This is a genomic window from Paenibacillus ehimensis NBRC 15659 (assembly GCF_004000785.1).
Taxonomy (GTDB): domain Bacteria; phylum Bacillota; class Bacilli; order Paenibacillales; family NBRC-103111; genus Paenibacillus_G; species Paenibacillus_G ehimensis.
The window spans coordinates 98578-124723 of record NZ_BILX01000004.1; the positions used below are offsets into that span (position 1 = coordinate 98578).

Below are 26146 nucleotides of genomic sequence, written 5' to 3' on the forward strand. Positions count from 1 at the left end.
GTTGTCTAATATAGTTTAAGATTGTTCATTAAGAATGATTCTCAATATCGGTCGCTTGTTCATTGATAATGAAAATCATTTTCGGAAGAGCCATTACTAAAATCATGTAGGGAAATGCTATGAGAAAAACTTATTTGGTCCTTGCCCTGATTGTTTTATCCGTTGTCTCATTATTCATCGGGGCGAAAGATTTGACGCTGACCGACATTCTGCAGTGGAACGAGGAGAAGGTCGAGGTGCTGATGATCAGCCGGTTCCCGCGTTTGATCAGCATCCTGATCGCCGGCATGAGCATGAGCATCGTGGGCCTCATTATGCAGCAGCTCAGCCGCAATAAATTTGTCTCCCCGTCGACCGCGGGCACGATGGATTCGGCCAGTCTGGGCATCCTGGTCGCCCTGCTGGTCTTCACGGAGGCGACCCCGCTGCAGAAGATGTCCGTCGCTTTTATATTTTCACTGGCCGGCACGTACGTGTTTATGAAAATTCTCGACCGGGTGAAATTTAAGGATACGATCTTCATCCCGCTCGTCGGTCTCATGCTCGGCAATCTCATCGAATCGATGACGACCTTCTTCGCTTATAAATATGATCTGATTCAAAGCATGACGTCGTGGATGCACGGGGACTTCTCGGTTGTGCTGAAAGGCCGCTACGAGCTGCTGTACATCAGCATTCCCGCCACGGTGCTGGCTTACCTGTTCGCCAATAAGTTTACGGTCGCCGGGATGGGGGAGGATTTTTCCGTCAACCTCGGATTGAATTACAGACAGGTGGTCAACATCGGGCTTATTATTGCGGCCCTGGTGACCTCGGTCGTCGTGCTGACGGTCGGAATGATTCCGTTTCTCGGCTTGATCATTCCGAACATCGTCACGATTTATCAAGGGGACAACCTGAAAAAAAATCTTCCCCATACCGCTTTGCTCGGAGCCGTCTTCGTTCTGGCCTGCGACATTTTCGGGCGGGTGATCATTTATCCGTATGAAATTTCGATCGGATTGACCGTGGGGGTTATCGGAGGCGGGATTTTTCTCTACCTGCTTATGAGGAGAAAGAAATATGAGCAATAAAGTCAAGTTGATCTTGCTTGCCGTTATAGCGGTCGCTTTAGTTGTGCTGTTTATGGTCATTCAGTCTGGCGGCAATTGGGATTATATCCTTCCCCGCCGGGGCAGGAAGGTGCTCGCGCTGCTGCTTACCGGCTTCTGCATCGCCTTCTCGACCATGGTGTTTCAGACGATTACGAACAACCGGATATTGACGCCCAGCATGATCGGGCTCGATTGGCTCTACATGCTGCTCCAAACCGCCATCGTCTTTATTTTCGGCGCAGCCAGCCTGACGACGATCAGCAATCAATGGAATTTCGCGCTGTCCGTCGGATTGATGGTGCTGTTCGCGCTTCTGCTCCATAAGCTGATGTTTCGCAGAGAGGGAACGAACATTTATTATTTGCTGCTCGTCGGCCTTGTTCTCGGGACGCTGTTTCAAAGCTCGTCCTCGTTCATGCAGATGCTGATCAACCCGAACGCGTTTCTGGTTTTGCAGGGCAAGCTCTTTGCCAGCTTCAGCAGCGTCGATCCGGATATTTTGACGATCTCGGTCGTCGTGGTGCTGGTCATTACGCTGTATTTTAAGAAGCTTCTTACCTATTTGGATGTGATTTCGTTAGGCAAAGAGCATGCGATCAATCTGGGCGTGCCGTACGACAGCATCGTGAAAAGGCTGCTGATCGTCGTCGCGATTCTGGCGTCGATCGCTACCGCGCTGGTCGGCCCGATTACGTTCTTCGGGCTGCTTGTCGCCAACGTCACGCACCAATTTTTGCGCACGTACCGGCACAGCCAGCTTATTCTCGGAGCGGTCCTGATCGGGATGATCGCCTTGGTCGGCGGGCAGCTGATGGTGGAGCGGGTGTTCACCTTTACGACCACGCTCAGCGTCATTGTGAATTTCATCGGCGGGTCTTACTTTCTATATCTTCTGTTAAAGGAGAATAAGTCGTGGTAGAAGTACGGAACGTAACGAAAACCTACGGGAACAAGCGCGTCGTCGATCAAGTCTCCGTCAAGGTCAACAAAGGGAGCATCACCGCTTTTATCGGGCCGAACGGCGCCGGCAAAAGCACGCTGCTGTCCATGATGAGCCGCCTTCTGACGAGGGATGAGGGAGAGGTATGGATCGAAGGCAAAGAAATCGGACAGTACAAGAGCGGCGAGCTGGCCAAAAAGATCTCGATTCTCAAGCAGTCCAACCATATCGGCATCCGCTTGACGGTGCGCGAGCTTGTCAGCTTCGGACGCTTCCCTTATTCGCAGGGCAAGCTGACGAAGGAGGATTGGGCGTACGTCGACGAAGCCATCCGCTATATGGAGCTCGAAGACATGCAGCACAAATATATCGATCAATTGAGCGGCGGCCAGCGGCAGCGGGCCTACATCGCCATGGTCATCGCGCAGAATACCGAGTACATTTTGCTGGATGAGCCGCTCAACAATCTGGATATGAAGCATTCGGTCCAGATTATGAAGGTGCTGCGGCGGCTGGTCGACGAGCTGGGCAAGACGATTGTCATCGTGATCCACGATATCAATTTTGCCTCCTGCCATGCCGACTACATCGTGGCGCTCAAGGACGGGAAGCTGGTGCGCGAAGGCCCGACGGCCGAGATCATCGAGGAATCCGTGCTCAAGGACATTTACGACATGGATATCCATATCGAGGATATCAACGAGAACAAGATTTGCGTCTATTTTACTTAGCCAGATTGTCCAAGGGGCGCCATGCCGTCCTTTGCAATAAATATTACGATTATCGAGGTGGTCAAAGATGAAAAAAGTTTCATGGATGCTCATGATGCTGCTGCTGGCCGTTATGGTTGCGGCTTGCGGATCGAACGGTTCGGGCGGCGCCAACAGCGGCGGCGATGCGAAGAACGCGAACACGGCCGCACCGAAAGACAATGAAGAGCTGACGGTTAAACATAAGCTTGGGGAAACGAAAGTCAAGAAGAACCCGAAAAAAGTCGTGGTGTTCGACTTCGGCACGCTGGATTCGCTGGATAAATTGGGCGTGGAAGTGGCCGGCGTTCCGTCGAAAAACCTGCCTTCCTATTTGTCCAAATACAAGGACGCCAAGTATGCGAACGTCGGCGGCCTGATGGAGCCGGACTTTGAGAAAATCAACCAGCTCAAGCCCGATCTGATCATCATTTCCGCACGGCAATCGACGAAATACGAAGAGTTCAAAGCGATCGCGCCGACGATCTTTATGGGCGTAGACGAGAAAAACTACATGAAATCGTTCGAAGACAACGTGAAGCTGCTCGGTCAAATTTTCGGCAAGGAAGCGGCAGCGGAGAAAGAGCTCGCCGCCATTAGCGACTCCGTCAAGAAGCTGAAAGAAAAAGCGTCCGCAGGCGGGAAAACCGCGTTGATCATCCTGACGACCGGCGGCAAAACGAGCGCTTACGGCCAAGGCTCCCGCTTCGGCATTATCCACGACGAATTCGGCTTTGCGCCCGCAGATAAAGATATCAAGGTCGAGACGCACGGCCAGAGCGTAACGTTCGAATACGTGGCGCAAAAAGACCCGGACTACCTGTTTGTCGTCGACCGCGACGCCGTTGTCGGCAACGGAACGCCGGCGAAGCAAATCGTGGAAAATGAACTGACGAAGAAGACGAAAGCCTACAAAAACGGCAAAATCATTTACCTGGATTCGAACTACTGGTACCTGTCCGGCGGCGGCTTGCTTTCCGTGGCCGAGATGGTGAAAGAAGCGGAAAAAGCGGTGCAATAACCGCTGCCCATACAGCCTGTTTAACCAAACTCCCTTTATTGCCAAACCGGCGATAAGGGGAGTTTGGTTTTGTTTCGAACGCTTATCCCGGAGTTTGGCAGCGCCGGAATTCGCCCGGCGTCTCTCCGGTCAGCTTCTTGAACATCCGGATGAACGAGGTGACATTCCGGTAGCCGATTCGCTCGCCGATATGCTGAATGTTCAGATCGGAGCCCGTCAGCAGCTCCTTCGCTTTTCGAATACGGATCCGGTTCAGGTGCTCGATGAAATTGTCGCCGGTTTTCTCTTTGATGTACACGGATAAGTAAGCGCTTGACAGGTTCAGCTCGGAGGCGATCAGATCGAGCGAAATGTCGTCGGAGTACCGGCTCTCCAGCGTCTGCATGACGAACTCGATCACGCCGTCTTTCGCTTCTTTCTTTCCTTGGACGTTCCCGGCACAGGCCGGGACGAACGTATCGAAGAACCGCTTGAATTCGTCCGCGGTGAAGCAGATCTTCAGCTCCTTCAGTGCCGCTTGGGCTTGCTGAACGGCGACGCCGCCGATCCGGCGCTGCTCCATCGCCTTTACGATCCGGGAAGCGAAGCTCTCGGCAAAACGGCGGCATTGGGAGAGCGTGGCCCCTTTCCGGTCCATCGTCTCCAGCATCCGGTGAAGTGCGTGAAGCGTCATTTTGACGTTTCCGGCTTCCATATGGGCATAAAGCTCTTGCTCCTGCTCGGCGGGAAAGACGAACGCATCCGCTGCGGCGGCCGTTTCGAGAATAATTTGCGTTTCGTCCACCGGGCGGGCTTGCCCGAGCATGGCGGATACCTGCTCGTAGGCCCCGTGCAGCTCCGCCGATTGAACGTACGTGGAGCTGACGGCGATCGTGACCAGACAGGTGCCGCGTTCCGTGTCCAGCGTCTGCTTCAGGCGGCGCAGCGCTTCCGGCGCGCGGTCCGGTCCGTTCTGGCCGAAGACGACGGAGACGATCTGGTCGTTCTCGATCTGAAACGTATACGCGCGCAGCCCGTGCTCGGACAGCACGATGTCGACGTATTCGCTGATCGTGCGCTTCGTCGCTTCGCTAAGCGGCTCCAGTTTTCGGTTGTTCAACTGATACAGCACCAGAAAGAAAGGCCCTTCCTCCAGCATGAAATCGCGCCACTCGGTAATGCCGGTATGCAGCGATTTCAGCTTCGCGATATAGCTGTAGTTGGTCAGCAGAGACTTGCTGCTCCGCAGCTCGTCGTGGATCCTCGCGCGCTCCTCCTTCCATTTGCCGATATGGTCGCTGATCGTATCGAACTCGTGAATTTCCGTTTCCACCCGGGGCAGGTTTTCTTCCCGCTGCTGCAGCGAAGCGATGATCCGCTTTACCGGGGATTGCAGCCGCCGGCTGAACCAATACGACAGGCCGAGGGCGGCCGCAACCGATGCGAGCTGAACGGCCGTTTGCGTCGTCCGCAGCTTGGACAGTTGAGCGGCGACGGCGGCGTAAGGAACGGCCGTAATGTAGCGCAGCCGGTTGTCGGGGTCCGTATGGACGAAAAAGTAATGGTCCTGAAACAATTGGTAAGACTCGTCCGCGGCGAAGACGGGAAGCTCCCGTATGGCAGCCGACGCCGGGGAGCGGTACAGCATGCCGCCGTCCTCCGTTTGAATCAGAAACGGTACGTCGCCGAGCATCGCTTCGTTCATTTTGTCCGCATCCAGCATGGCGATCATCATATAGTTGCTGCCGGGCAGCTTGAACGAGAACGGAATCAGCGGCTTCGCTGCCGTGCCGAAGCGGTCCTGGGGATACGCCTGCGCCGGATGCAGACGGTAATTGCCCGCCCGGTCGAATTCCTCTTCCCAATATGCGGATGTATAAGGGGCGTGGAAGGCCGGGAGCGCATCCAGCCCGGTCCGGCTGCTGCTGCCTTCCTTGTCGGCCATAAACAGGTTGGAGCGGTAAAGCACGATCAGATTATCCAGATAAAACAGCGGATTGGTCGCAGACTCCCGCAATCTCCGCACGATATCGACCACGAGAAAGTAATTCGCATTCTCTTTTTCGGCCGGGAGCAGCTGACTGTTGAATTGGGCGATTGCGCTGTCGTTATGCGCTTGAAAAAGCACCGTTTTCAGCCGGTCAAAATGCGTGTGATACCGCTCGGCCGCTTGATCCAGGATCATCCGGTTCGAGGCGATGAGCTCCTCCCGGATCTTTTGCTGGAAGAATGAGAACAGCACATAGTTAAAGGCGGAAAGCAGCACGATGATGGCGAGGAAGCTGACGAATAGCCGGACGAGCAGCGATCTGCGCTTTTGTTTTGTGCGATCCACGGGCATTCCCTCCTGAGCGTATCCTTCTTCTGAAGTCCGGTGAAGAACAGGCCGCTGCGCTCGTTATTCACGGACTTCTCAACTTGATGCTAACAAGAAGCGAAAGCAACAATCAACCCCTTTACGAAACCTTAAAACGCTGCGCCAAAATCGTGAAAACGCTTGCTACGTCTGGCTTCACCCGTGTTTTTACCCGCCGGCGACCAAAGAAAATGTGTGTTGTCTAAAAAAGTGTAAATTTCATTTTCCGGCGGCACAGGCTACGATCAGATCGAAACACGACGCAAAGGAGGTGTGAATCCTTGAAGCAAGCGGCGCTGAACCGCCGGGCCGGAGCGATCAGGAACGCGCATGGGAGCCGGTGGAGAAACCGGTGGAAGGGAATCAAGCGCAACTGGGAATTGTATCTGCTCATCTCTCCGGTACTCGCTTTCTTTATCTTATTCGAATATGTGCCCATGTACGGGGTGCAGATTGCGTTCAAAAACTTTTTCGTGACGAAAGGAATCTGGGGGAGCCCATGGGTCGGGCTGGAGCATTTCGAGCGGTTCTTCGAAAGCTTCTATTTCTGGCGGCTGCTCGGCAATACGCTGTTCATCGGCTTGTATCAGATCGCGGCGGGGTTCCCGGTTCCGATCCTGCTGGCGCTTATGCTTCACGAGGTCGGGCATAAACGGTTCAAGCAGGGGATCCAGACGATTTTGTACGCCCCGCATTTTCTGTCGACGGTCGTTGTCGTCGGGCTGCTGCTGATCTTTTTGTCGCCGCAGTACGGTCTGGTCAATCATGTGCTGACCCTGATGGGATGGCAGCCGATCGCTTTCCTGACGCAGCCGGAATGGTTCAAGAGCGTCTATGTGCTGTCCGGCGTGTGGCAGCAGATGGGGTGGAACTCGATCATTTATTTGGCGGCGCTGGCGGCGATCGATCCGCATCTGCACGAAGCCGCGCAAGTCGACGGGGCAAGCCGATTGAGGCGCATCTGGCATATCAATTTGCCGGGCCTCCGGCCGACGATCGTCATTCTGCTGATCCTGAATATGGGGACGGTGCTCGGAGTCGGCTTCGAAAAAATTTATTTGATGCAAAATTCGCTCAATATGCAGGCTTCCGACGTCATTGCCACGCACGTATACCGCAGCGGCATTATTGGAGCCGAATACGGCTTCTCCGCCGCCATCGGCCTGTTCAACTCGGTGGTCAATTTTGCGGTGCTGGTGACGGTGAACGCCATCGCCCGGAAGGCGGGCGAAACCAGCTTATGGTAGAGGAGAGTACGAATGAAACAAAGCGTGTCGGACCGAATCTTTATCGTGACGGTGTATGCCGTTCTCGGATTGACGGCGCTGCTGGTGCTGTATCCGCTGTTCTTCGTGCTGATCGCTTCGGTCAGCAGCCCGCAGCTTGTGCTAAGCGGCGACATCTGGCTCTGGCCCCGGGACATCACGTGGAGAGGCTACGAGAAGCTGTTCGCGAACGAGGAAATCATGCGGGGCTACGGCAATACGATTCTGTATACGGCGGCAGGCACCGCCGTCAATGTGGCGATGACGGTGGCGGGAGCGTTCCCGCTGTCCCGGCGCGATTTTATCGGGCGGCAGTGGATTGCGGGGATGATGGTGTTCACGATGTTTTTCAGCGGCGGCCTGATTCCGACCTATCTGCTGATCAAGCAGCTCGGCCTGCTGAACACGTTCTGGGTCATGATTGTTCCGGGCGCCGTTTCCGTATGGAACATTATCTTGATGCGGACGTTTTTCCAAAACGGGCTGCCGTTTGAGCTGCAGGAGGCGGCGGCGATTGACGGCTGCACCAACCTGCGCATCCTGTGGCGCATCGTGCTTCCGCTGTCCGCGCCGATTCTGGCCGTGATGGTGCTGTTCTACAGCGTAGGCCACTGGAACGCCTACTTTCAAGCGTTGATCTACTTGTCGGACCGGGACAAATACCCGCTGCAGCTCATTTTGCGGGAAATTTTGGTGCAGGGCGAGACGAAGGACATGGTCGACGTGTCGGAAGGATCGCTGTCCGGCTCGGTGCTCGATGTGGAGTCGATCAAGTACGCCGCCGTGATCGTGGCGAATTTGCCTGTCCTGCTGCTTTATCCGTTCCTGCAAAAATATTTCGTCAAAGGCGTCATGGTCGGCGCGATCAAAGGTTGACAATTCGCTGAATTTTGATCACATTTGTAAATATAACAGGAGGCTTGCAAACGATGAAAGCGAACAAGATGACGGCTCTGACGATGTCGGCGGTGCTGACGCTGGGAGTGCTGAGCGGCTGCGCAGGCTCGAAGGAAAGCGGCGGCAACGCCCCTGCGGGCGGCGGACAATCGGCGCAAAATGTCAACCCGACCGGCATGCCGATTGTGAAGGAGCCGGTCAAGCTGAAATTTTTTACCGGCAAATCGCCCCAGACGGGCAACAAGTTCGAGGACACGCTGGTGTGGAAGGAATACGCCAAGCAGTCGGGCATCGACGTGGAATTTCAGCTCGTCCCGTTCGAGAGCCTGACTGAGAAGCGGAATCTCGCGCTGGCCAGCGGCGATTATCCGGATGCGTTCTATTCGGCGAGGGTGCCGGTGGCGGACTTGATGAAGTACGGCAGCCAAGGCGTATTCGTGAAGCTGAACGATCTGATCGACAAGCATGCGCCGAACCTGAAGAAGCTGCTGGAGAAATACCCGGATTTGAAAAAAGGGCTGACCATGCCGGACGGCAACATTTATTCCTTCCCGTCCTTTTACAGCCCGGAATTTTTGCCGATGCTCATCGGCACGCCGCTGTGGATCAACCAAACGTGGCTCGACAAGCTGAACATGAAGGAGCCGGAGACGACGGAGGAGTTTTACGCTTATTTGAAGGCGGTGAAAGAAAGCGATCCGAACGGCAACGGCCAGAAGGACGAAATTCCGCTCAGCGGCATGTTCGGCATTCAGACGATTCAGCGGTATATCGGCGGTGCTTGGGGGTTCGGCAACCGCGGAGCCGTCGCCCATCCGTATGTGGACATGGACCCGGACGGCAGCAAGCTTCGGTTCTACCGCCTCGATCCGAAGTACAAAGAAGTGCTGCAGTATATGAATAAGCTGTATACCGAAGGGCTGATCGACAAGGAGATTTTTACGCTGAAGGATACGGCGCTGTATGCCAAAGGGGAAAAAGGGCTATTGGGAGCCGCCTTCGTGCCCCATCCGCAAGCGGTCATGAACCAGAAGGGCTACGTCGGGCTCGGCGCGCTCAAAGGGCCTCACGGCGACCAGCTGTTCGTGTCGGTCAAAAACCCGATCGCCTGGCCGGGAGCGTTCGTCATCACGGATAAAAACAAGCATCCCGAAGCGACCGTCCGCTGGATCGATCATTTCTACGGAGACGAGGGAGCCACCTTCTATTTTATGGGACAAAAGGATGTCACCTACACCCAGAAGCCGGACGGCCAGCTGGAATATGTGGACGATATCAAAAAGAACCCGAACGGGCTGACGCTGGACCAAGCGGCGGCGCGGCATTTTACATGGCCGGGCGGAAGCTATCCGGGGTATGTGCAGGAGAAATATTTCAAGGGCTCGGAAAGCTTGCCGGAATCGATCGAGGCGGGCAAAAAAGCGTCCAAGCATCTGGTCAAGGACATGTGGTACAGCTTCAACTTCACGGAAGAGGAAACGGCGTTCATGAATTCGAAGGGCGCGGATATTCACAAGCTGATCACCGAAACCGAAGCGAACCTGATTAACGGAACGGCGTCGTTCGACGATTGGGACAAATATGTCGCCACCGTGCAGAAGATGGGCGTCGACCAATATTTGAACATATACCGGGCGGCCTATGAGCGGTATTCCGGGCAAAAGTGAATAATTATCGCGCCGGGCGTCAACCCTATCCTCATCTGAACAGGTGGAGGTTTGGCGATGGACCCGGAAGAACAAAAAGAAGGCTATTTCGAACACTTTACGAATAACAGCATTACGACGCCTCCGGACCAGGAGGATATGGCAGCGACCGATGGCATCAGCAAATTCGTGGAGCGGGTGATGGATGGCCTCGCCGGCGAAGCGGAGGACTCCGGTACGGAGCGGCCCCGCTCTTCGTAGCCATAACGCAAGCGATTGGGTCTGAGGAAGCGGCTTTTCCCGAAAAGGGAGGAGCCGCTTTTTTCGCGTTGTACCGCGGGTTTGGGGCATGCAGCAAAGCCTGTTTCGCATTGTCTGTTATAAAACAGTAAAAAAATTTTAAAAACAGTATTGAACAGTTTGGATTGTTGTTATATAATAAGCTCATCAAACAAAAACACTGTACTATAATAAAAGCAAATGGAGGTAGTTCACATGGATTGTCCGATATGTCACGGTCACGGCGAAATTGAATCCCCTAACTTTCATTCCGGCGGCGTATCTGCGAACGACGAGAAGCAAGCTCCGGAATTACGGGACGCCTTCGGCACGAAGGTTACCATCTGCTTCTGGTGCTGCGGCAACGGTTACGTAGAAAGCCACGAGTAGTTTACACGAGTTTCCAATCGCTCATCATCATTCGAATGATTCATATTACTTATAACCATTTCAGGAGGGTAAAAGGGATGACAACAAATAATCGTAAAGCGCAATCGGAACAGCTTCAGCAAAAATGGAATTCCAAACGGTTTGAAGGGGTAAAGCGCCCTTACAGTCCGGAAGACGTGCTTCGCTTGCGGGGCTCGGTACTGATCGAGCACACGCTGGCGCAGCGGGGAGCGGAGAAGCTCTGGAAGCTGTTTCATACGGAGGATTATGTTCATGCCCTGGGCGCCCTGACAGGCAATCAAGCTCTCCAGCAGGCGAAGGCCGGACTGAAGGCCATTTATCTCAGCGGCTGGCAGGTGGCGGCGGATGCCAACCTGAGCGGCCAGATGTATCCCGACCAAAGCCTGTATCCCGCGAACAGCGTACCTGCCGTAGTCAAGCGGATCAATCAAACGCTGCAAAGAGCGGATCAGATCCAGCACGCGGAAGGGAAAGAGAACATCGACTTTTTCCTGCCGATCGTGGCCGATGCCGAAGCGGGCTTCGGCGGACCGCTCAACGTCTTCGAATTAATGAAAGCGATGATTGAAGCGGGGGCCGCGGCCGTACACTTCGAGGATCAGCTTTCCTCAGAGAAAAAATGCGGACATATGGGCGGCAAGGTGCTGCTGCCTACCCGGCAGGCGGTCCGCCATCTGATCGCCGCCAGACTTGCTGCCGACGTCATGGGCGTCGATACGATTATCATCGCCAGAACGGATGCGAATGCGGCGAAGCTGCTGACCAGCGATATCGACGATAACGACAAGCCGTTCCTGACGGGCGAGCGTTCGCCGGAAGGCTTCTATTATGTCAAAGACGGACTGGAGCAAGCCATTTCCCGCGGTCTCGCGTACGCTCCTTATGCCGATCTCGTCTGGTGCGAAACCGCCGAGCCGAATCTGGAGGAAGCGCGACGGTTTGCGGAAGCGATCCATGCGAAGTACCCCGGCAAGCTGCTCGCGTACAACTGCTCGCCTTCGTTCAACTGGAAGCGGAAGCTGGACGATGCCACGATCGCAGCGTTCCAGCGGGAATTAGGCAAGATGGGCTACAAATTCCAATTCGTGACGCTGGCCGGCTTCCATTCGTTGAACCACAGCATGTTCGAATTGGCCAGAGGGTATCGCGACCGGGGAATGGCCGCTTACTCGGAGCTGCAGCAGGCGGAGTTCGCCAGCGAGCGCTACGGCTACGAAGCGACCCGGCACCAGCGCGAAGTCGGAACCGGCTACTTCGATGAAGTGTCGCTTGTCCTGTCCGGAGGCGATTCCGTGACGACGGCGCTCACGGGTTCGACGGAAGCGGAACAGTTTGCGGGCTAAGGAGGCCAAGGCGATGACTTATCATGCGGTTTCACAAGGCGTGCTGCTGAAGGGCCGAATGCACAGCCCGGCTTATTTTGAAATCTTGACTCCGGGTGCGCTGGAATTTGTGGCGGAATTGGAGAAGAAATTCGGTCATCGGCGTCTCTCCTTGCTGAAACAGCGGGAAGAGCGGCAGCAGAGAATCGATGCGGGGGAGCTGCCCGATTTTTTGAAGGAGACGGAGGACGTCCGCAGCGGGGATTGGCGCATTGCGCCGATCCCGCCCGATCTGACCGACCGCAGGGTCGAGATCACCGGGCCGGCCGGCGACCGGAAAATGGTCATCAACGCGCTGAACTCCGGCGCGAAGCTGTATATGGCGGATTTTGAAGATGCGAACTCGCCGCAGTGGAGCAATTGCATCGAAGGGCAAATCAACATGCGGGACGCCGTGCGTCGAACGATCCGCTACGAGTCCCCGGAAGGCAAGACGTATGCGCTGAACGAGCAGACGGCCGTGCTGAAGGTCCGCCCCCGGGGCTGGCATTTGGAAGAGAAGCACGTATGGATCGACCAGCGTCCGATGTCGGCGGGACTATTCGATTTCGGCCTGTTCTTCTTCCATAACGCGCAAGCGCTGCTGGATCGAGGCAGCGGACCGTACTTCTACTTGCCGAAGCTGGAAAGCCATCTGGAAGCGAGATTGTGGAACGATGTCTTCACCTTTGCCGAAGAGAAGCTGGGCATTCCCGTAGGCACGATCAAAGCGACGGTGTTGATCGAGACGATTATGGCGGCTTTTGAAATGGACGAAATTTTGTATGAGCTGCGGGAGCACAGCGCAGGTCTCAACTGCGGACGCTGGGACTATATTTTCAGCTATATCAAAAAGCTCAGAAACCAGGAGCATGTCATTTTGCCGGACCGCGGCCTGGTGACGATGGAATCGCCGTTCATGCGGGCCTACTCGCTGCTGGCGATCCAGACGTGCCACAAGCGGGGAGCGCCCTGCATCGGCGGCATGGCCGCGCAAATTCCGATCAAGGACGATCCCGAGGCCAACGAGGAGGCCATGCGCAAGGTGCGCGCGGATAAGACGCGCGAAGCGACGCAAGGGCATGACGGAACCTGGGTCGCCCATCCGGGCCTTGTGCCGGTCGCCCGGGAAGTGTTCGACCGCCTGATGCCGGCGCCCAACCAGATCGACCGGCAGCTGACGGGCATCGAAGTGACGGCCGCGGATCTGCTCGAAGTTCCGCGGGGACCGATTACGGAAGCCGGCGTGCGCACGAACATTCATGTCGGACTTCATTATCTGGAAGCTTGGCTGCGCGGCTATGGCGCGGTGCCGATCCGCAACCTGATGGAGGACGTAGCCACCGCGGAAATTTCGCGGGCGCAGCTGTGGCAGTGGATTCATCATCCGAAGGGCATTCTGGAGGACGGGCGCAAAGTAACGGAAGAGCTGTTCAAAGAGATGCTCGAAGAAGAACTGAAGGCGATCCGGGAGCGTGTCGGCGCCGACCGGTTCGAGCAAGGACAATACATGCTGGCGAAGACGCTGTTTAGCGATATGACGACGTCCCCGACCTTTGAGGACTTTTTAACGATCCCAAGCTATGCGCATTTATAATGAATGGAGGAGAAGGAATATGCTTCAATCATCGACGAAGTTTTACGAGCAGCTTCCGGCCAAATGCTGCAGCCGCTGCGGCGAAACGGTGGAGGAGCTGGCGGACTGCTATCACACGGAGTGCTATAAATGCTCGGAAACGGTATTTTATCCGCTGTCGCCCATCTTTCTGAGCATGTACAATTCGGCGATTCAAGAGTAGCGGGCCATAGAAAACAGCTCCTTTCCTCGCGGAAGGGAGCTGTTTTTCCTGCTTGCCCATTCATTCATGTTCCGCTGCCGCGTAGGACTCGGCTGCCGCGGACAGGTAATACGCCAACCCGGTTTGCTGGCCTTCCAGCATGCGAAGATGAAAGTCGTCGCCGAGGAAAAAGCGCGTTTGCGCCGCAAAATCCGCAGCGGTGACGGTATGCCCGTGCTTGTTCATAAAGTGAAGGTGGTCCCGGATCAGCCGCTGAATTTCCGCGTCACTGTGCTTGATTCCCGTTCGCAAGGCTTCTGCCATACGATTCATAAATGCCGCCGCCTCTAGAGCCTGCTCGTTCATGCTTTGCGCGTCAATTTCTGCGGAATCGAGCATGTCGTAGCCGTAGGCTTCCTTCAAATGCCGATTTTGCTCCTCCAATGCCTCTTCCCACTCCTGCGCGTTCTCGAACCCGTTGAACATATCTTTGCTATTCATGGTTTCTCCCTTCTCCATGCTGGCCATGGATTGCCGTAAAGTTTGAATGATGGTTTCCAGCCTTTGCTTGCGGAGCAGAAGCAGCTCCTCCTGCTGCGCGAGAATCGAGTGCCGTTCAGGGTCCTCCTTAAGCAGACGCGCGATTTCCTTCAATGGAAAGTCCAATTCCCGGTAAAACAAAATGTGCTGCAGACGTTCCAGCTCTTTCATCCCGTATAACCGGTATCCGGCTTCGCTGACTGCGCTCGGCGGCAGAAGACCGATTTTGTGGTAATGATGCAGCGTCTTGACGGTTACGCCGGATAAGGAAGATACTTCTTTAACCGTATAGAGCATGTCGTGTTCCTCCCTTCGCATTTAGTGTACATACTCCTCCAAGGGGAGGGTCAAGAACATGAATGAAAAAAGCCGCGATATTCGCGACTGAAAATAACGTGATCGTCACTCCAACGTCAAGGATAATCGCCAAAACAAGCAAGATGCTGTACGAACGAACGGGAAAAGAACCTATGTAGGCAATATATTGATGCAATCCGGCCACTTCTTTCTGCGTTAGTATGATGTTGAAAATAATAATTGAGTACGATACGTATTTTCAAGTAAGGATGGAACCCGCAGCAAAGCAATGCTTCAAATCGCGGAAAAAAACGGGGACGCATCGCAGCTCAGTTCATTCAACCATCATACTCGTCAGGAGCTATCGCCTTCTCTTCGCCATAGCATCAAATGAAAGGGATGAAATCATTTGACATAGTTATAAAATTAATAGTAATATTATAACTATGAAAAAGTCAAATACAATCCAACGTTCCCCTGTCGCCCTAGCCATACTTGCACTTCTTGCGGAAGAACCGATGCACCCGTACCGAATGCAGCAGCTGCTTAAAGAAAGAGGAAAGGATGAAGTGATTAACGTACGCCAACGTACGAGTATTTATCAAACGATCGATCGCCTGCTGCGGGACGGATTGATCGCTGTTCGTGAAACGTTGAAAGAACCCGGAAAACCCGACCGTACGGTTTACGAATCTACAGAGGACGGTCGGAAGCTGTTTCGGGAATGGCTTCGGGATATGCTGTCTGTGCCTTCTCAAGAGTTCCCCGATTTTCCCGTTGCCGTATCTTTTCTGTCGCTATTGACCCCGGATGACGTCTTGAAGCAGTTGGAACGAAGAGCGCTTCTTCTTGAAAAAGAAATTCAACGCGTGAGCTCGGATCTGCAAACCTACAAAGATATCCTCCCCAGACTGTTCATGCTTGAAACCGAGTATAAGCGGGCCGTGCTGACGGCCGAATGGCAATGGGTATGCTCCGTCAGCGACGATTTGCGTAATGGAGAGCTCGACTGGGATGAGGAGTGGCTGCGTGAAATTGCGTTGCGCCTCAACAGTAAAGAGTAGCTGTCATACACCATCATCACTCATGCGTGGAAGAGGAGAGGTACTATGCGGACAAATCCTAAAGCAAAAAAAGCGCTGATCATCGGAGGCGGAATTGCCGGACCCGCGCTCGCCCTGTTTCTGAAACGAGCGGGCATTGAGGCGGAGATTTACGAAGCCCGAACATCTTCGGAAGGGTTCTCGCTTACGTTATCCTGCAACGGGTTGGCTGTCCTGCAGGAGCTCGGACTTGACCAAGCCGTCTTGAAGGAAGGATCTGCGGTAAGTAAATGGAAGATGTGGAATGGAAGGGGGAAGCATTTGGGCGGCGGCGTCTTGGCGGGAGGAGGCTTGAAGAGCGTCTTTATCAAGCGCGTTCCTCTAGGCAGCATCATCTCGGATGAAGTCGAACGCCAGGGCATCCCCATCCTGCGCGGCAAAAAGCTGGAAGATATTAAGGTGGCGGCGGAAGGAGGAGCCGTTGCGACTTTCCAGGACGGCACCAGAGTCTCCGGGGACTACCTGATCGGCTGCGACGGCGTTCATTCGCGAACCCGTCAGATCCTCGATCCGGGATTTCAAGGCCCGGCCTTTACCGGGTTAATCAACAGCGGAGGATATACCTCAGGTGTTGAAGTTCCCAGCGAGCCGGAAACGATTCACTTCATTTTCTGCAAACGGGCCTTTTTCGGATATCACGTCAGCCCTACCGGTTTCATTTATTGGTATACGAATTGGCCGCAAGCGAATGAACCCGCCAGAGATGCATTCAAAGACATCACCGATGCAGAGCGTAAAAAGATGATGCTGGACATTTACAAAGACGACCAGCCTATGATCCGGAAAATCATTGAGGGAGCGGAAACGACGTTTCCATTTTTCTCATCCTACGCTCTTCCCCGGCAACCCTCCCATTGGCACAAGAGACCGATTGCTCTGGTCGGCGATGCGGCGCACGCGATTTCCCCCAGCTCCGGTCAAGGGGCCTCGATGGCGCTGGAGGATGCCATTGTTCTGGCAAAATGTTTGCGGGACATCCCTGACGCGGAGCATGCCTTCGCAACCTACGAGCAGCTCAGGCGCGCGCGCACCGTCAAAATGTACGACGTGGGGCGGCGCGGCGATTCCGGCAAGCATGTAACGGGTTCGCTCCAACAGTGGTTCCGGGATCTGACAACACCGGTGTTCCTCAAACTATTCGCGAATCCGAAGGCGTCCGACTGGATGTACTCGTACAGAGTCGATTGGGAGAAGAACGTATCGGCGAGCCGGTGAAAATTGAATTCTAATCACTCTTATCGTCATGCGGGGCTCTGTTTTTGTGCATCCGCTTATAGTATAATTGTTAAAGATTGTTACTGTTGTAAACTAGGCGGGTGAAGCGATGCAGGAAGAGACGCTGACCAAGCATGAGCAGATCATTCGATATATCGAGGAATTAAGCGTAGGAACGCACATTTCCGTCCGTAAAATTGCCCAGGCCCTCGAAGTCAGCGAGGGAACGGCCTACCGCGCGATGAAGGAAGCGGAAAGTCTGGGCTATGTCAGCACGAAGGACCGTATAGGCACGGTGCGGGTGGAAAAAAAAGAACCGCAGCCGATCGACAAGCTGACGTTCGCCGAGGTGGTCAACATTGTAGACGGCGAGGTGCTCGGCGGCGCGGGCGGCCTTCATAAGTCTTTGAATAAATTCGTGATCGGGGCGATGCAGCTCGAAGCGATGAAACGCTACATTGAGCCGGGCAATTTGCTCATTGTCGGCAACCGCACCCAGGCGCATCTCTATGCGCTGGGACAAGGCGCCGGCATCCTCGTGACGGGCGGCTTCCAGACGCTGGACGAGGCCAAGGAGCTGGCCGACGAGCTTGAGCTGCCGATTATCAGCACCAGCTACGATACGTTTACCGTGGCGACGATGATCAACCGCGCGATCTACGACCAATTGATCAAGAAAAAAATTATGCTCGTCCGCGACATTATCCGGACGGATGCCCGAGTCTATTCGCTGCGCGCCGAGGATACCGTCTCGGATATGCGCCATTGGATGGACGAAACCGGACATACCCGTTTCCCGGTCGTGGACGAACGGAACAAGCCGATCGGCATGGTGACGGCGAAGGACGTCGTCGGAGCCGAAGCGGCACAGCCGATTCACCAGCTCATGACGCTGGACCCGCTTACCGTGAGTGATCAGGCGCCCGTCGCTTCGGTCAGCCATACGATGGTGTGGGAGGGCATTGAGCTGCTTCCTGTAGTCGGCAAGGACGGAAAAATGGTTGGCGTGATCAGCCGTGACGATGTGCTCAAGGCGATGCAGTATTTACAAACGCAGCCGCAGCACGGGGAAACGCTTGAGGATCAAATCTGGTCCGGGATGGAGAAGGTGCGGGGCAAGGACGGCGAATTTTATTACCGGGGAACCGTTACCGCCCAGATGACCAATCCGATCGGGACGGTGTCGGAAGGCATTCTGACGACTCTGATGAGCCAGGTGGCGATCCGCACGATCCGCGAACAAAAAAGAGGCGACTTGATCGTGGACAGCTCCTCGAATTATTTTCTGCTGCCGATTCCGATCGACAGCGTGATCGAATGCGTGCCGAACGTGCTGGAGATGAGCCGCAGGTACGGGAAGATCGAAGTGGACATTTTCTGCGACGGGAAGCGCATGGCGAAGTCGACGTTTACTTGCCGTCTGACGGATTGAGGGGTGATCTGGCGAATAGGAACTAATGCGCGGGCGGAACTAGGTTCCGCCCGCTTTGTTGCGCCATTCGCAGGACTTTCTAGCTCGGTTGCGGAGAATCGGCATACCATGTATCGTACCTTTGATAAGGCGGAAACGTTTCGTTAACCTCCCAGGACTCAACGATTCTGTGGGCGGTTTGCAAATCGTATCCTCTTCCCATCAAATAAGTGATGGCGGCGACCTCATACATGGCATGCTCAACGGACGTATAGGTCATTTCGTACAAACCGTACCGGACGACGGGAGCTACGGAGCCAAGCACAAAATTTCTGAGCGCAGGGTCTATCATCGGGCTACCTTCCTCTCCATGAACTGGGCGTTTCTCACAGTCCATGATATTCGCCCTGGGAAAGAGATGCCCCGGCACCAGCCTATTTATACCAAAACTTAAGCCAGCACTTTCTTGAACTCTTGGGTGAGCAGCGGGACGATCTCGAACAGATCGCCGACGATGCCGTAATCGGCAATTTTGAAGATCGGCGCTTCCGGGTCCTTATTAATCGCGATAATGACGCGCGACTGGCTCATTCCGGCCAAGTGCTGAATGGCGCCGCTGATGCCGCAGGCGATGTACACTTCCGGCGTTACAACTTTGCCGGTCTGTCCGATCTGCAGCGCGTAGTCGCAGTAGCCTGCGTCGCAAGCGCCGCGGGAGGCGCCGACGGCGGCGTTCAACGCTTCGGCCAGCGGCTCCAGCGTGCGGAACCCGTCGGCGCTCTTGACGCCCCGGCCGCCGGACACGACGATCTTCGCTTCCGTCAGATCGACCTTCCCCGACGCTTTGTGCACCACGTCCTTCACGACGGAACGCAGGTCGGCAGCGGGGGAGAAGGGAGTGGCGGCCATTTCCGCCTGCGAGCCGGGGACGGCTTCCGCGGCGGGCACGTTATTCGGCCGGATTGTGATCACCATCGGGCCTTGGGTAAACCGTTTCTTCTCGAACGCTTTGCCCGCGTAGAGCGGACGCGTCAAGGAAAGGCCGTCGCCCGTCTTCTCCAGCGCGATGACGTCGGAAATTTGCCCCGCCTGCAGGTGAGCGGCGATCTTGGGCGCCAGGTCGCGGCCGATGGCCGTGTGGCCGAACAGAACCGCGTGCGGATTCGCCGTGTCGAGAATGCCTGCCAGTGCAGAAAAATACGTCTCCGGATTATAGTGGGCGAGCTCCGCATGGTCGACGGACACAACCTGATCGACGCCATAACCGGACAGCTCTTGGGCAAACGCGGACAGTCCGTGGCCGAGAAGCGCCGCCACGATCCGGTCGCCGTCGTCTTTGGCCAGCCGGGCCGCTTGAATCGTTTCGAAGGTCACTTGACGGAGCTTGCCGCCCCGGATTTCCGCGAAGATTACATAGGTTTTGCTCATATCGATTCCCTCCCTTTGGCATTAAAGCGCTTTGGCTTCCGTACGAAGCAGATGAACGAGCTGCGCGACTTGCTGCTGCGGATCGCCCTGCAGCACTTGTCCGGCTTTGCGCTCCGGCGGGAGCGTGAGAGAGTCGCGCGCCGTCTTCGGAGCGATATCCGCTTCGCTTAAGCCCAGGTCATCCAGCGTCAGCTGCTGGAACGGTTTTTTCTTCGCTTTCATGATGCCGGGCAAGGAAGGATAGCGGGGCTCGTTCAAGCCTTGCTGCGCCGTGAACAGGGCGGGCAGTGCCACCTCCACCGTCTCGGTGTCTCCTTCGGCGTCGCGCTGCGCCGTCGCCCGGTCGCCGCTCAGCTCCAGCTTCACGACGGAGGATACGTGCGGGATGCTCAGCAGGTGGGCGACGCGGATCGCGACCTGTCCTGCGCCGTTATCGACGGAGAAGTTGCCGCCGAGCACAAGATCGTACGCTTGCTTCCCGAGGTATGCGGCCAGCACCTTGGACACGGCGTACTCATCGCCGGGAATGCGATCGTCCGAGATCAGCACGGCTTCGTCCGCGCCCATCGCCAGCGCGGTCCGCAGCGCTTCGGCGCAGCGCTCCGGGCCGATCGAGACGACGACAATGCTGCCGCCATGCTCTTCCTTCAGCCGGATCGCTTCCTCCACGGCATATTCGTCGTACGGATTGATGACGAATTTCGCCCCGTCCTCGGATACCTCGCCGCCCTGAATGACGATTTTCTCCTCCGTATCGAACGTTTGCTTCATCAATACATAAATGTTCATAAGTCCCAAGCTCCTCCCATACAAAATAAAGACAATATAACGTATTAAGCCTTCAACCCTTGTATGAAAAACTCTACGGTTTTATCGACCTGCGCCGCGAGCGAATATTTGCGGCCGGCGATCAACCATGAAGTGACTACCTCGTCCATGGAGCCGAACACGAGCAGGCGCGTCAGCTTAACGTCCAGATTGGCCCGGAAAATGCCTTCTTCGATGCCTTGGCGCAGCACCTTTTCGATCAGCTCGATATACGTCTTGACGACAAGGCCGATTTCCTTGCGCAGCTCCAGCGAGCTTTGGCGCAGCTCGATTTGGGTGACGAACGCGAGATCGACGTTTTGCTCCAGCATCGTGTAATGAATCTCGCATATTTTGCGCAGCGCCTCGTCCGCGGAGTCCGTTTCGTTGATGCTGCTGTGAAATTGACCAACCAGGTCGCCCAATTTTTTTTGGAAGAGAGAAATAAGAATGTCTTCCTTGTTTTTAAAATATAAATAGATCGTTCCGTCCGCTACGCCGGCTTCCTTGGCAATCCGGGAAACCTGCGCGTTGTGATAGCCGTTTTCGGCGATGACTTTCAGCGCCGCATCCAGTATCAAATTGTACTTCTCCATTTTTTTGCTTGCCATCCAATCACCACCATGTTATTATTCAGTCAGAAACTGAATGAGCATTCATTCATTTCAATTTCATCTTATGGGAAACGCTGCTACTTGTCAATGTGTTTTGCTCATAAGATTTTTATGGGGGCCTAATGTTATCGCTTTCAAACAAGCATGCCACAGCTTGGACCTAATCGGACGGAAAGGATGGATGTAACAAATGATGTGGCTCATCGTGAACCTGCTTGCCTTTCTTGCTGTAACAGCGTACGCAGTCTTCCTGTTTTGGAAAGCCGTATCTCACCGCTACGCGTATATGAAGCTCGGGCAGCCCGTAGATTTCCGGCAGCAGAGCAAGGAGCGGCTGGGCGAGTTTATGGCCGAGGTGTTCGGCCAGAAGAAGCTGCTGAAGGACAAAAAAAGCGGAATCATGCACGTCATTATTTTTTACGGCTTCATCATTCTGCAGTTCGGCGCCCTGGACCTGATCGTGAAGGGGCTGCGCGGAGGGGAAAGCGTATCGTTTCCCGGGTACGCCGTCTTCGGTCTGCTGCAGGAAATTACGGTGTTCTCGATCCTGGTGGCGATGGGGTATGCGGTCTACCGCCGCTATGTAGAGAAGCTGCCCCGCCTGAAAAAGGGCTGGAAGCCGAGCATCGTCGTCTTCTTTATTTTCGGCTTGATGCTGTCCGTGCTGCTGTCGCTCGCCTTCGAGCGGTTGTGGCTTGGCCCGCATACGAGCGCAGCCTACGCTCCGATCTCCTCCGCGATTGCGGCGGCGTTCGAAGGCATTTCCGCCCAGACGGCGGCGGTGCTGTTCTATATATGCTGGTGGCTCCATCTGCTGATCCTGCTCGCTTTTCTGGTATATGTGCCGCAATCGAAGCATTTTCATATTTTGACCGCGCCCATTAATATATGGTTCCGCCGCAAGGAGCCGGTCGGACGGTTGAAAAAGCTGGATCTGGAAGACGAGGAAGCCGAATCGTTCGGCGTGGGCAAGATCGAGGATTTTACGCAGAAGCAGATGCTCGACTTCTACGCTTGCGTCGAGTGCGGACGCTGCACGAACGTATGCCCGGCCTCGAACACCGGCAAGACGCTGTCGCCGATGCACCTGATCGTCAAGCTGCGCGATCATCTGACGGAAAAAGGCACCGCCGTGACGTCCAAATCCCCATGGGTGCCGGAGTACGCGTTCCCCGCTGCGGGCGCCCATTCGATGGAGGCGGCGGCCGAGCCGGGTGTCCGCTGGGAGACCGAAGGGATCACCGATATTCGTCCGACGCTGGCCTGGCAGCAGAACGCCTGGAAGGTGCGGGATAAGCCTGCGGAGGAAGCCGAGCTGATCGGCGATGTGATGACGGAGGACGAGATCTGGTCCTGTACGACGTGCCGCAACTGCGAAGATCAATGTCCGGTCGGCAACGAGCACGTGGACAAAATTGTCGATCTGCGCAGGCATCTCGTCCTGATGCAGGGCAGCATGCCGCACGAGGGCCAGCGCGCGATGCAAAATATCGAGCGGCAGGGCAATCCGTGGGGACTCAGCCGCAGCGACCGGGTGAAGTGGACCGGCGAGATCGACGGCATCGCGGTCCCGACGGTCAAGGAAAATCCGGATTTCGAATATTTGTTCTTCGTCGGCTCGATGGGCTCCTACGATCTGCGCAGCCGCAAAGTATCGCGGGCGTTTGTCCGGCTGCTTCACGAAGCCGGCGTCAGCTTCGCGATTCTCGGCAACGAGGAGAAAAATTCCGGCGACACGCCGCGCAGGCTCGGCAACGAGATGCTGTTCCAGCAGCTGTGCGCGGAAAATATCGCCGTTTTCGAGAAATATGGCGTCAAAAAAATCGTCACCGCTTGCCCGCATACGTACAACACGCTCAAAAACGAATACCCGGACTTCGGGCTGGAAGGCGTGGAAGTGCTCCATCATACGGAGCTGCTGGACCGGCTTATCCGGTCGGGCAAGCTGACGCCGCGCCATGCGGTGAACGAGCGGATTACGTATCACGACTCGTGCTATCTGGGCCGCTACAACAACGTTTACGAGCAGCCGCGCAACGTGCTGCGCGCGATCCCCGGCGTCGAGCTCGTCGAGATGGAGCGCACCCGCGAGAACGGGATGTGCTGCGGAGCGGGCGGCGGCATGATGTGGATGGAGGAAACGTCGGGCAAGCGCGTCAATCTGGCGCGGACCGAGCAGGCGCTCGAAACGAACCCGACGGTCATCAGCAGCGCGTGCCCGTACTGCCTGACGATGATGGAGGACGGCACGAAGATGAAGGAAGCGGAAGACCGCGTCAAGGCGAGAGATATCGCCGAAATACTGGAGCAATCCGTATTCGGCGAATCCCATATACAACCGGCGAACGATGCAATCGGCGTGGGCGGATCATAAGACCGGCCCCCGCCATCCCCGCAAGGCGAGAATGCTTGGCGGGGCCGGCGGGCGCCGACATATTGCGCCATGAGATTCGCCTGCCCGGCTGCAAGACGCCGCCGAATGCTTTACTCGCAGGTTTGTTCAAGCAATCCATATCAAAAACGTATTGGGAGGTAAGCAATATCATGATGAGATCGATACGCAAAGCAGCAGTCATCGGGTCGGGTGTCATGGGCTCCGCCATTGCCGCCCATCTGGCGAACGCGGGAATTCCCAGCCTGTTGCTCGACATCGTTCCGAAGCAGCTGACGGAAGAGGAAGCGGCCAAAGGGCTCACCTTGGAGCATCCGGCCGTGCGCAGCCGGCTGGCCGTTCAGGCGATTGCCAAGCTGAAAAAGACGAAGCCGGCGCCGCTGTACGACGATACGTTCGCAGAGCGCATCACCCCGGGCAATCTGGAGGATCATTTGGCGCAAATTGCGGACGTCGACTGGGTCATTGAGGTTATCGTTGAAAATTTGGACGCCAAGAAGCAGCTGCTCAGCAAGATTGAAGCGCACTGGAAAGAAGGCACCGTCGTCAGCTCGAATACGTCCGGCATCTCGATCAATGCCATGTCCGCCGATTGCGGCGAAGCGTTCAAGCGCCATTTTCTCGGCACGCACTTTTTCAATCCTCCGCGTTATATGAAGCTGCTCGAGGTCATCCCGGGCGAGCATACCGATCCGGCCATCGTCAGCGGCATGAAGCAATTTTGCGAGAACCGCCTCGGCAAAGGCGTCGTATTGGCTAAAGATACGCCGAACTTCATCGCCAACCGGATCGGCACATATGGGCTGCTCGTCACCCTGCAGGAAATGCAGGAGAAAGGGTACCGCGTCGAAGAGGTGGACGCCGTGACGGGGCCTGCGCTCGGCCGCCCGAGAAGCGCGACGTTCCGCACGCTTGATCTCGTCGGACTCGACACGTTCGTGCATGTGGCGAATAACGTATACGAGAACGTCTCGGACGAAGCGGAAAAAGCCGTGTTTGCCGAATCGCCCGTGCTGCGCGGCATGGTGGACAAAGGCTGGCTCGGCGAGAAGTCGGGACAAGGCTTTTATTTGAAGAAAAAAGGGCCGAACGGCAGCGAAATTTTGTCGCTCGACTTCTCGACCATGGACTACGTGCCGCAGAAAAAAGTAGCCTCCGCCTCGCTGGAAGCGGCGAAGCTGGCGAAGGGCGCGCGGGAGAAAACGAAGGCGCTGCTCGGAGCGGGCGACCGCTACTCGGAGCTGGCGTGGAATATTTTGAAGAAGGTGCTTGTTTACTCCGCCGCGAAGCTTGGCGAAATTGCCGATTCGATCCGCGAAATCGACGAAGCGATGAGATGGGGCTTCGGCTGGGAGCTGGGACCGTTCGAAACGTGGGACGCGATCGGACTGGTCCGGTCGGTCGAGCGGATGGAAGCGGAAGGCACGGCCGTTCCCGGCTGGGTGAAGGAGTGGATCGCGCAGGGCAACACGTCCTTCTACAAGAAGCAGGACGGCGCAGCGTTCTACGTGCACGGCGGACAGTATAAGGAGCTGGAAACGGCGCCGGAGGTTATCTCGCTGCGCAGCCTGAAGGAGCAGAACCGCGTGGTGAAATCCAACAGCGGCGCCAGCCTCATCGATATCGGCGACGGGGTTGCGTGCCTCGAATTCCATTCGCCGAACAATGCGATCGGCGCGGACATCCTGACGATGATCCAGCAAAGCCTGGACGAGGTGCGGAGCAACTACAACGGGCTCGTCATCGCCAACCAGGGCCGGAACTTCTGCGTGGGCGCGAATCTGATGATTTTGCTCATGGAAGCGCAGGACGAGGAATGGGACGAAATCGACAGCATCATCCGCCTGTTCCAGAACACGATGTATAAAGTCAAGCGGTTCGAAAAGCCGGTCGTGGCGGCGCCGCACCGGATGACGCTTGGCGGCGGCGTGGAGGCGTGCATGCCGGCAGATCAGATCGTCGCTTCGGCGGAGACGTACTTCGGCTTGGTGGAGGTCGGCGTCGGCCTGATTCCGGCCGGGGGCGGCTGCAAGGAGATGGCGCTCCGCATAAGCCAGCATGCCGCGCATCCGGATGCCGACCTGCAGCCGTACTTGAACCAGGCGTTCGAGACGATCGGCACGGCGAAGGTGTCGACCAGCGGCCACGATGCATTCAAGCTGGGGCTGTTCAAGCCGACGGACCGGATCGTCATCAATCAGGATCACTTGATTCACGAAGCGAAGCAGTCCGTGCTGCGCATGGTGCAAGCAGGCTACGAGCCGATTCGCGAAGAAAAAATCCGCGTCGCCGGTTCCGACGGCAAAGCGGTGATGCAGCTCGGCGCTTATTCGATGCGGCAGAGCGGCTATATCAGCGAGCACGACGTGAAAATTGCCAATAAGCTGGCCCACGTGCTGGCCGGAGGCGATGTGCCGGCAGGCTCGCTTGTGACGGAGCAGTACATGCTCGATCTGGAGCGCGAGGCGTTCCTGAGCTTGTGCGGCGAGCCGAAAACGCAGCAGCGCATGCAGCACATGCTGTCCAAAGGCAAAGCGCTGCGGAATTAATAATCCCGGGAGAG

General features: G+C 55.9%; 23 protein-coding genes. 17 read left to right on the top strand and 6 right to left on the bottom strand.

Annotation, left to right across the window (positions count from 1 at the left end; all coding sequences use genetic code 11):
• The first annotated feature begins 119 nt into the window (after positions 1-119).
• From PEH01S_RS03680 to PEH01S_RS03695, 4 genes are all read left to right on the top strand, one after another.
• On the top strand, positions 120-1073 hold the full coding sequence (locus PEH01S_RS03680) for an ABC transporter permease (RefSeq protein WP_025850941.1): 954 nt from the start codon (positions 120-122) through the stop codon (positions 1071-1073).
• Positions 1063-2013 carry an iron chelate uptake ABC transporter family permease subunit gene (locus PEH01S_RS03685; protein WP_127483998.1) on the top strand — a complete coding sequence of 317 codons (951 nt, stop codon included), beginning with the start codon at positions 1063-1065 and terminating at the stop codon, positions 2011-2013. Before PEH01S_RS03680 ends, PEH01S_RS03685 begins: the two co-directional genes overlap by 11 nt.
• Complete coding sequence (locus PEH01S_RS03690; protein WP_127483999.1) at positions 2007-2765, top strand: iron ABC transporter ATP-binding protein; 759 nt, start codon at positions 2007-2009, stop codon at positions 2763-2765. Before PEH01S_RS03685 ends, PEH01S_RS03690 begins: the two co-directional genes overlap by 7 nt.
• 67 nt (positions 2766-2832) lie before the next feature.
• Positions 2833-3804: a siderophore ABC transporter substrate-binding protein gene (locus PEH01S_RS03695; protein WP_127484000.1), complete on the top strand. Its 972-nt coding sequence runs from the start codon at positions 2833-2835 to the stop codon at positions 3802-3804.
• 82 nt (positions 3805-3886) lie between these two features.
• Here the strand turns inward: PEH01S_RS03695 and PEH01S_RS03700 are convergent, their stop codons facing one another.
• Positions 3887-6118, bottom strand: a complete 2232-nt coding sequence (locus PEH01S_RS03700; RefSeq protein WP_164827663.1) for a helix-turn-helix transcriptional regulator — start codon at positions 6116-6118, stop codon at positions 3887-3889.
• A gap of 338 nt (positions 6119-6456) precedes the next feature.
• Here PEH01S_RS03700 and PEH01S_RS03705 point away from each other — a divergent pair, with 338 nt between their 5' ends.
• From PEH01S_RS03705 to yhfH, 8 genes are all read left to right on the top strand, one after another.
• A complete protein-coding gene (locus PEH01S_RS03705; protein ID WP_246062785.1) occupies positions 6457-7386 on the top strand; it encodes an ABC transporter permease in 930 nt (309 codons plus the stop codon).
• Between the two features lie 12 nt (positions 7387-7398).
• On the top strand, positions 7399-8280 hold the full coding sequence (locus PEH01S_RS03710) for a carbohydrate ABC transporter permease (RefSeq protein ID WP_025848879.1): 882 nt from the start codon (positions 7399-7401) through the stop codon (positions 8278-8280).
• A gap of 53 nt (positions 8281-8333) precedes the next feature.
• On the top strand, positions 8334-9968 hold the full coding sequence (locus PEH01S_RS03715; RefSeq protein WP_127484002.1) for an extracellular solute-binding protein: 1635 nt from the start codon (positions 8334-8336) through the stop codon (positions 9966-9968).
• Positions 9969-10025: 57 nt separating this feature from the next.
• Positions 10026-10208 (top strand): hypothetical protein, encoded by a 183-nt coding sequence (locus PEH01S_RS03720; protein ID WP_025848877.1) that lies wholly within the window; start codon positions 10026-10028, stop codon positions 10206-10208.
• A gap of 234 nt (positions 10209-10442) precedes the next feature.
• The gene (locus tag PEH01S_RS34455; protein WP_161782235.1) at positions 10443-10616 is read left to right on the top strand and encodes a hypothetical protein; all 174 of its coding nucleotides are present in this window, start codon (positions 10443-10445) and stop codon (positions 10614-10616) included.
• 77 nt (positions 10617-10693) lie between these two features.
• A complete protein-coding gene (gene aceA, locus PEH01S_RS03725; RefSeq protein WP_025848876.1) occupies positions 10694-11980 on the top strand; it encodes an isocitrate lyase in 1287 nt (428 codons plus the stop codon).
• Positions 11981-11993: 13 nt separating this feature from the next.
• Positions 11994-13595, top strand: coding sequence for a malate synthase A (gene aceB, locus PEH01S_RS03730; RefSeq protein WP_025848875.1), 1602 nt, complete (start codon positions 11994-11996; stop codon positions 13593-13595).
• A gap of 19 nt (positions 13596-13614) precedes the next feature.
• Positions 13615-13797 (top strand): protein YhfH, encoded by a 183-nt coding sequence (gene yhfH / locus PEH01S_RS03735; RefSeq protein ID WP_025848873.1) that lies wholly within the window; start codon positions 13615-13617, stop codon positions 13795-13797.
• A 60-nt stretch (positions 13798-13857) separates the two neighbouring features.
• Here yhfH and PEH01S_RS03740 read toward each other — a convergent pair whose 3' ends face one another.
• Positions 13858-14613 carry a MerR family transcriptional regulator gene (locus PEH01S_RS03740; protein WP_025848872.1) on the bottom strand — a complete coding sequence of 252 codons (756 nt, stop codon included), beginning with the start codon at positions 14611-14613 and terminating at the stop codon, positions 13858-13860.
• 446 nt (positions 14614-15059) lie between these two features.
• Here PEH01S_RS03740 and PEH01S_RS03750 point away from each other — a divergent pair, with 446 nt between their 5' ends.
• From PEH01S_RS03750 to PEH01S_RS03760, 3 genes are all read left to right on the top strand, one after another.
• Positions 15060-15677, top strand: a complete 618-nt coding sequence (locus PEH01S_RS03750) for a PadR family transcriptional regulator (RefSeq protein WP_127484003.1) — start codon at positions 15060-15062, stop codon at positions 15675-15677.
• 45 nt (positions 15678-15722) lie between these two features.
• Positions 15723-16931: an FAD-dependent oxidoreductase gene (locus tag PEH01S_RS03755; RefSeq protein ID WP_025848870.1), complete on the top strand. Its 1209-nt coding sequence runs from the start codon at positions 15723-15725 to the stop codon at positions 16929-16931.
• Between the two features lie 109 nt (positions 16932-17040).
• Positions 17041-18363 carry a DRTGG domain-containing protein gene (locus PEH01S_RS03760; RefSeq protein ID WP_127484004.1) on the top strand — a complete coding sequence of 441 codons (1323 nt, stop codon included), beginning with the start codon at positions 17041-17043 and terminating at the stop codon, positions 18361-18363.
• Positions 18364-18442: 79 nt separating this feature from the next.
• On the opposite strand, the gene PEH01S_RS03765 is transcribed toward PEH01S_RS03760, so the two are convergent.
• The 4 genes from PEH01S_RS03765 to PEH01S_RS03780 all read right to left on the bottom strand — a co-directional run bounded on the left by PEH01S_RS03765 (position 18443) and on the right by PEH01S_RS03780 (position 21188).
• Positions 18443-18694 (bottom strand): hypothetical protein, encoded by a 252-nt coding sequence (locus PEH01S_RS03765; RefSeq protein ID WP_127484005.1) that lies wholly within the window; start codon positions 18692-18694, stop codon positions 18443-18445.
• Positions 18695-18792: 98 nt separating this feature from the next.
• On the bottom strand, positions 18793-19770 hold the full coding sequence (locus PEH01S_RS03770; RefSeq protein WP_025848866.1) for an electron transfer flavoprotein subunit alpha/FixB family protein: 978 nt from the start codon (positions 19768-19770) through the stop codon (positions 18793-18795).
• Between the two features lie 21 nt (positions 19771-19791).
• The gene (locus PEH01S_RS03775) at positions 19792-20559 is read right to left on the bottom strand and encodes an electron transfer flavoprotein subunit beta/FixA family protein (protein WP_025848865.1); all 768 of its coding nucleotides are present in this window, start codon (positions 20557-20559) and stop codon (positions 19792-19794) included.
• 44 nt (positions 20560-20603) lie between these two features.
• Positions 20604-21188: a TetR/AcrR family transcriptional regulator gene (locus PEH01S_RS03780; protein WP_127484006.1), complete on the bottom strand. Its 585-nt coding sequence runs from the start codon at positions 21186-21188 to the stop codon at positions 20604-20606.
• A 193-nt stretch (positions 21189-21381) separates the two neighbouring features.
• Here PEH01S_RS03780 and PEH01S_RS03785 point away from each other — a divergent pair, with 193 nt between their 5' ends.
• Both PEH01S_RS03785 and PEH01S_RS03790 read left to right on the top strand, forming a co-directional pair.
• Entirely contained in the window at positions 21382-23565 is a 2184-nt protein-coding gene (locus PEH01S_RS03785) for a (Fe-S)-binding protein (protein ID WP_174807094.1), read from the top strand.
• Between the two features lie 170 nt (positions 23566-23735).
• Positions 23736-26132: a 3-hydroxyacyl-CoA dehydrogenase/enoyl-CoA hydratase family protein gene (locus tag PEH01S_RS03790; RefSeq protein WP_127484007.1), complete on the top strand. Its 2397-nt coding sequence runs from the start codon at positions 23736-23738 to the stop codon at positions 26130-26132.
• The last annotated feature ends 14 nt before the right edge of the window (positions 26133-26146 follow it).

Bases quoted from the DNA above. Each gene is read 5' to 3' on its own strand.
- PEH01S_RS03750 (WP_127484003.1), top strand. From the start codon at position 15,060: ATGAAAAAGTCAAATACAATCCAACGTTCCCCTGTCGCCCTAGCCATA.
- PEH01S_RS03710 (WP_025848879.1), top strand. From the start codon at position 7,399: ATGAAACAAAGCGTGTCGGACCGAATCTTTATCGTGACGGTGTATGCC.
- PEH01S_RS03695 (WP_127484000.1), top strand. From the start codon at position 2,833: ATGAAAAAAGTTTCATGGATGCTCATGATGCTGCTGCTGGCCGTTATG.
- PEH01S_RS03770 (WP_025848866.1), bottom strand. From the start codon at position 19,770: ATGAGCAAAACCTATGTAATCTTCGCGGAAATCCGGGGCGGCAAGCTC.
- PEH01S_RS03780 (WP_127484006.1), bottom strand. From the start codon at position 21,188: ATGGCAAGCAAAAAAATGGAGAAGTACAATTTGATACTGGATGCGGCG.
- PEH01S_RS03720 (WP_025848877.1), top strand. From the start codon at position 10,026: ATGGACCCGGAAGAACAAAAAGAAGGCTATTTCGAACACTTTACGAAT.
- PEH01S_RS03715 (WP_127484002.1), top strand. From the start codon at position 8,334: ATGAAAGCGAACAAGATGACGGCTCTGACGATGTCGGCGGTGCTGACG.
- PEH01S_RS03755 (WP_025848870.1), top strand. From the start codon at position 15,723: ATGCGGACAAATCCTAAAGCAAAAAAAGCGCTGATCATCGGAGGCGGA.
- yhfH (WP_025848873.1), top strand. From the start codon at position 13,615: ATGCTTCAATCATCGACGAAGTTTTACGAGCAGCTTCCGGCCAAATGC.
- PEH01S_RS03740 (WP_025848872.1), bottom strand. From the start codon at position 14,613: ATGCTCTATACGGTTAAAGAAGTATCTTCCTTATCCGGCGTAACCGTC.
- PEH01S_RS03785 (WP_174807094.1), top strand. From the start codon at position 21,382: ATGATGTGGCTCATCGTGAACCTGCTTGCCTTTCTTGCTGTAACAGCG.
- PEH01S_RS03680 (WP_025850941.1), top strand. From the start codon at position 120: ATGAGAAAAACTTATTTGGTCCTTGCCCTGATTGTTTTATCCGTTGTC.
- aceB (WP_025848875.1), top strand. From the start codon at position 11,994: ATGACTTATCATGCGGTTTCACAAGGCGTGCTGCTGAAGGGCCGAATG.
- aceA (WP_025848876.1), top strand. From the start codon at position 10,694: ATGACAACAAATAATCGTAAAGCGCAATCGGAACAGCTTCAGCAAAAA.
- PEH01S_RS03775 (WP_025848865.1), bottom strand. From the start codon at position 20,559: ATGAACATTTATGTATTGATGAAGCAAACGTTCGATACGGAGGAGAAA.
- PEH01S_RS03760 (WP_127484004.1), top strand. From the start codon at position 17,041: ATGCAGGAAGAGACGCTGACCAAGCATGAGCAGATCATTCGATATATC.
- PEH01S_RS03765 (WP_127484005.1), bottom strand. From the start codon at position 18,694: ATGATAGACCCTGCGCTCAGAAATTTTGTGCTTGGCTCCGTAGCTCCC.
- PEH01S_RS03685 (WP_127483998.1), top strand. From the start codon at position 1,063: ATGAGCAATAAAGTCAAGTTGATCTTGCTTGCCGTTATAGCGGTCGCT.
- PEH01S_RS03790 (WP_127484007.1), top strand. From the start codon at position 23,736: ATGATGAGATCGATACGCAAAGCAGCAGTCATCGGGTCGGGTGTCATG.
- PEH01S_RS34455 (WP_161782235.1), top strand. From the start codon at position 10,443: ATGGATTGTCCGATATGTCACGGTCACGGCGAAATTGAATCCCCTAAC.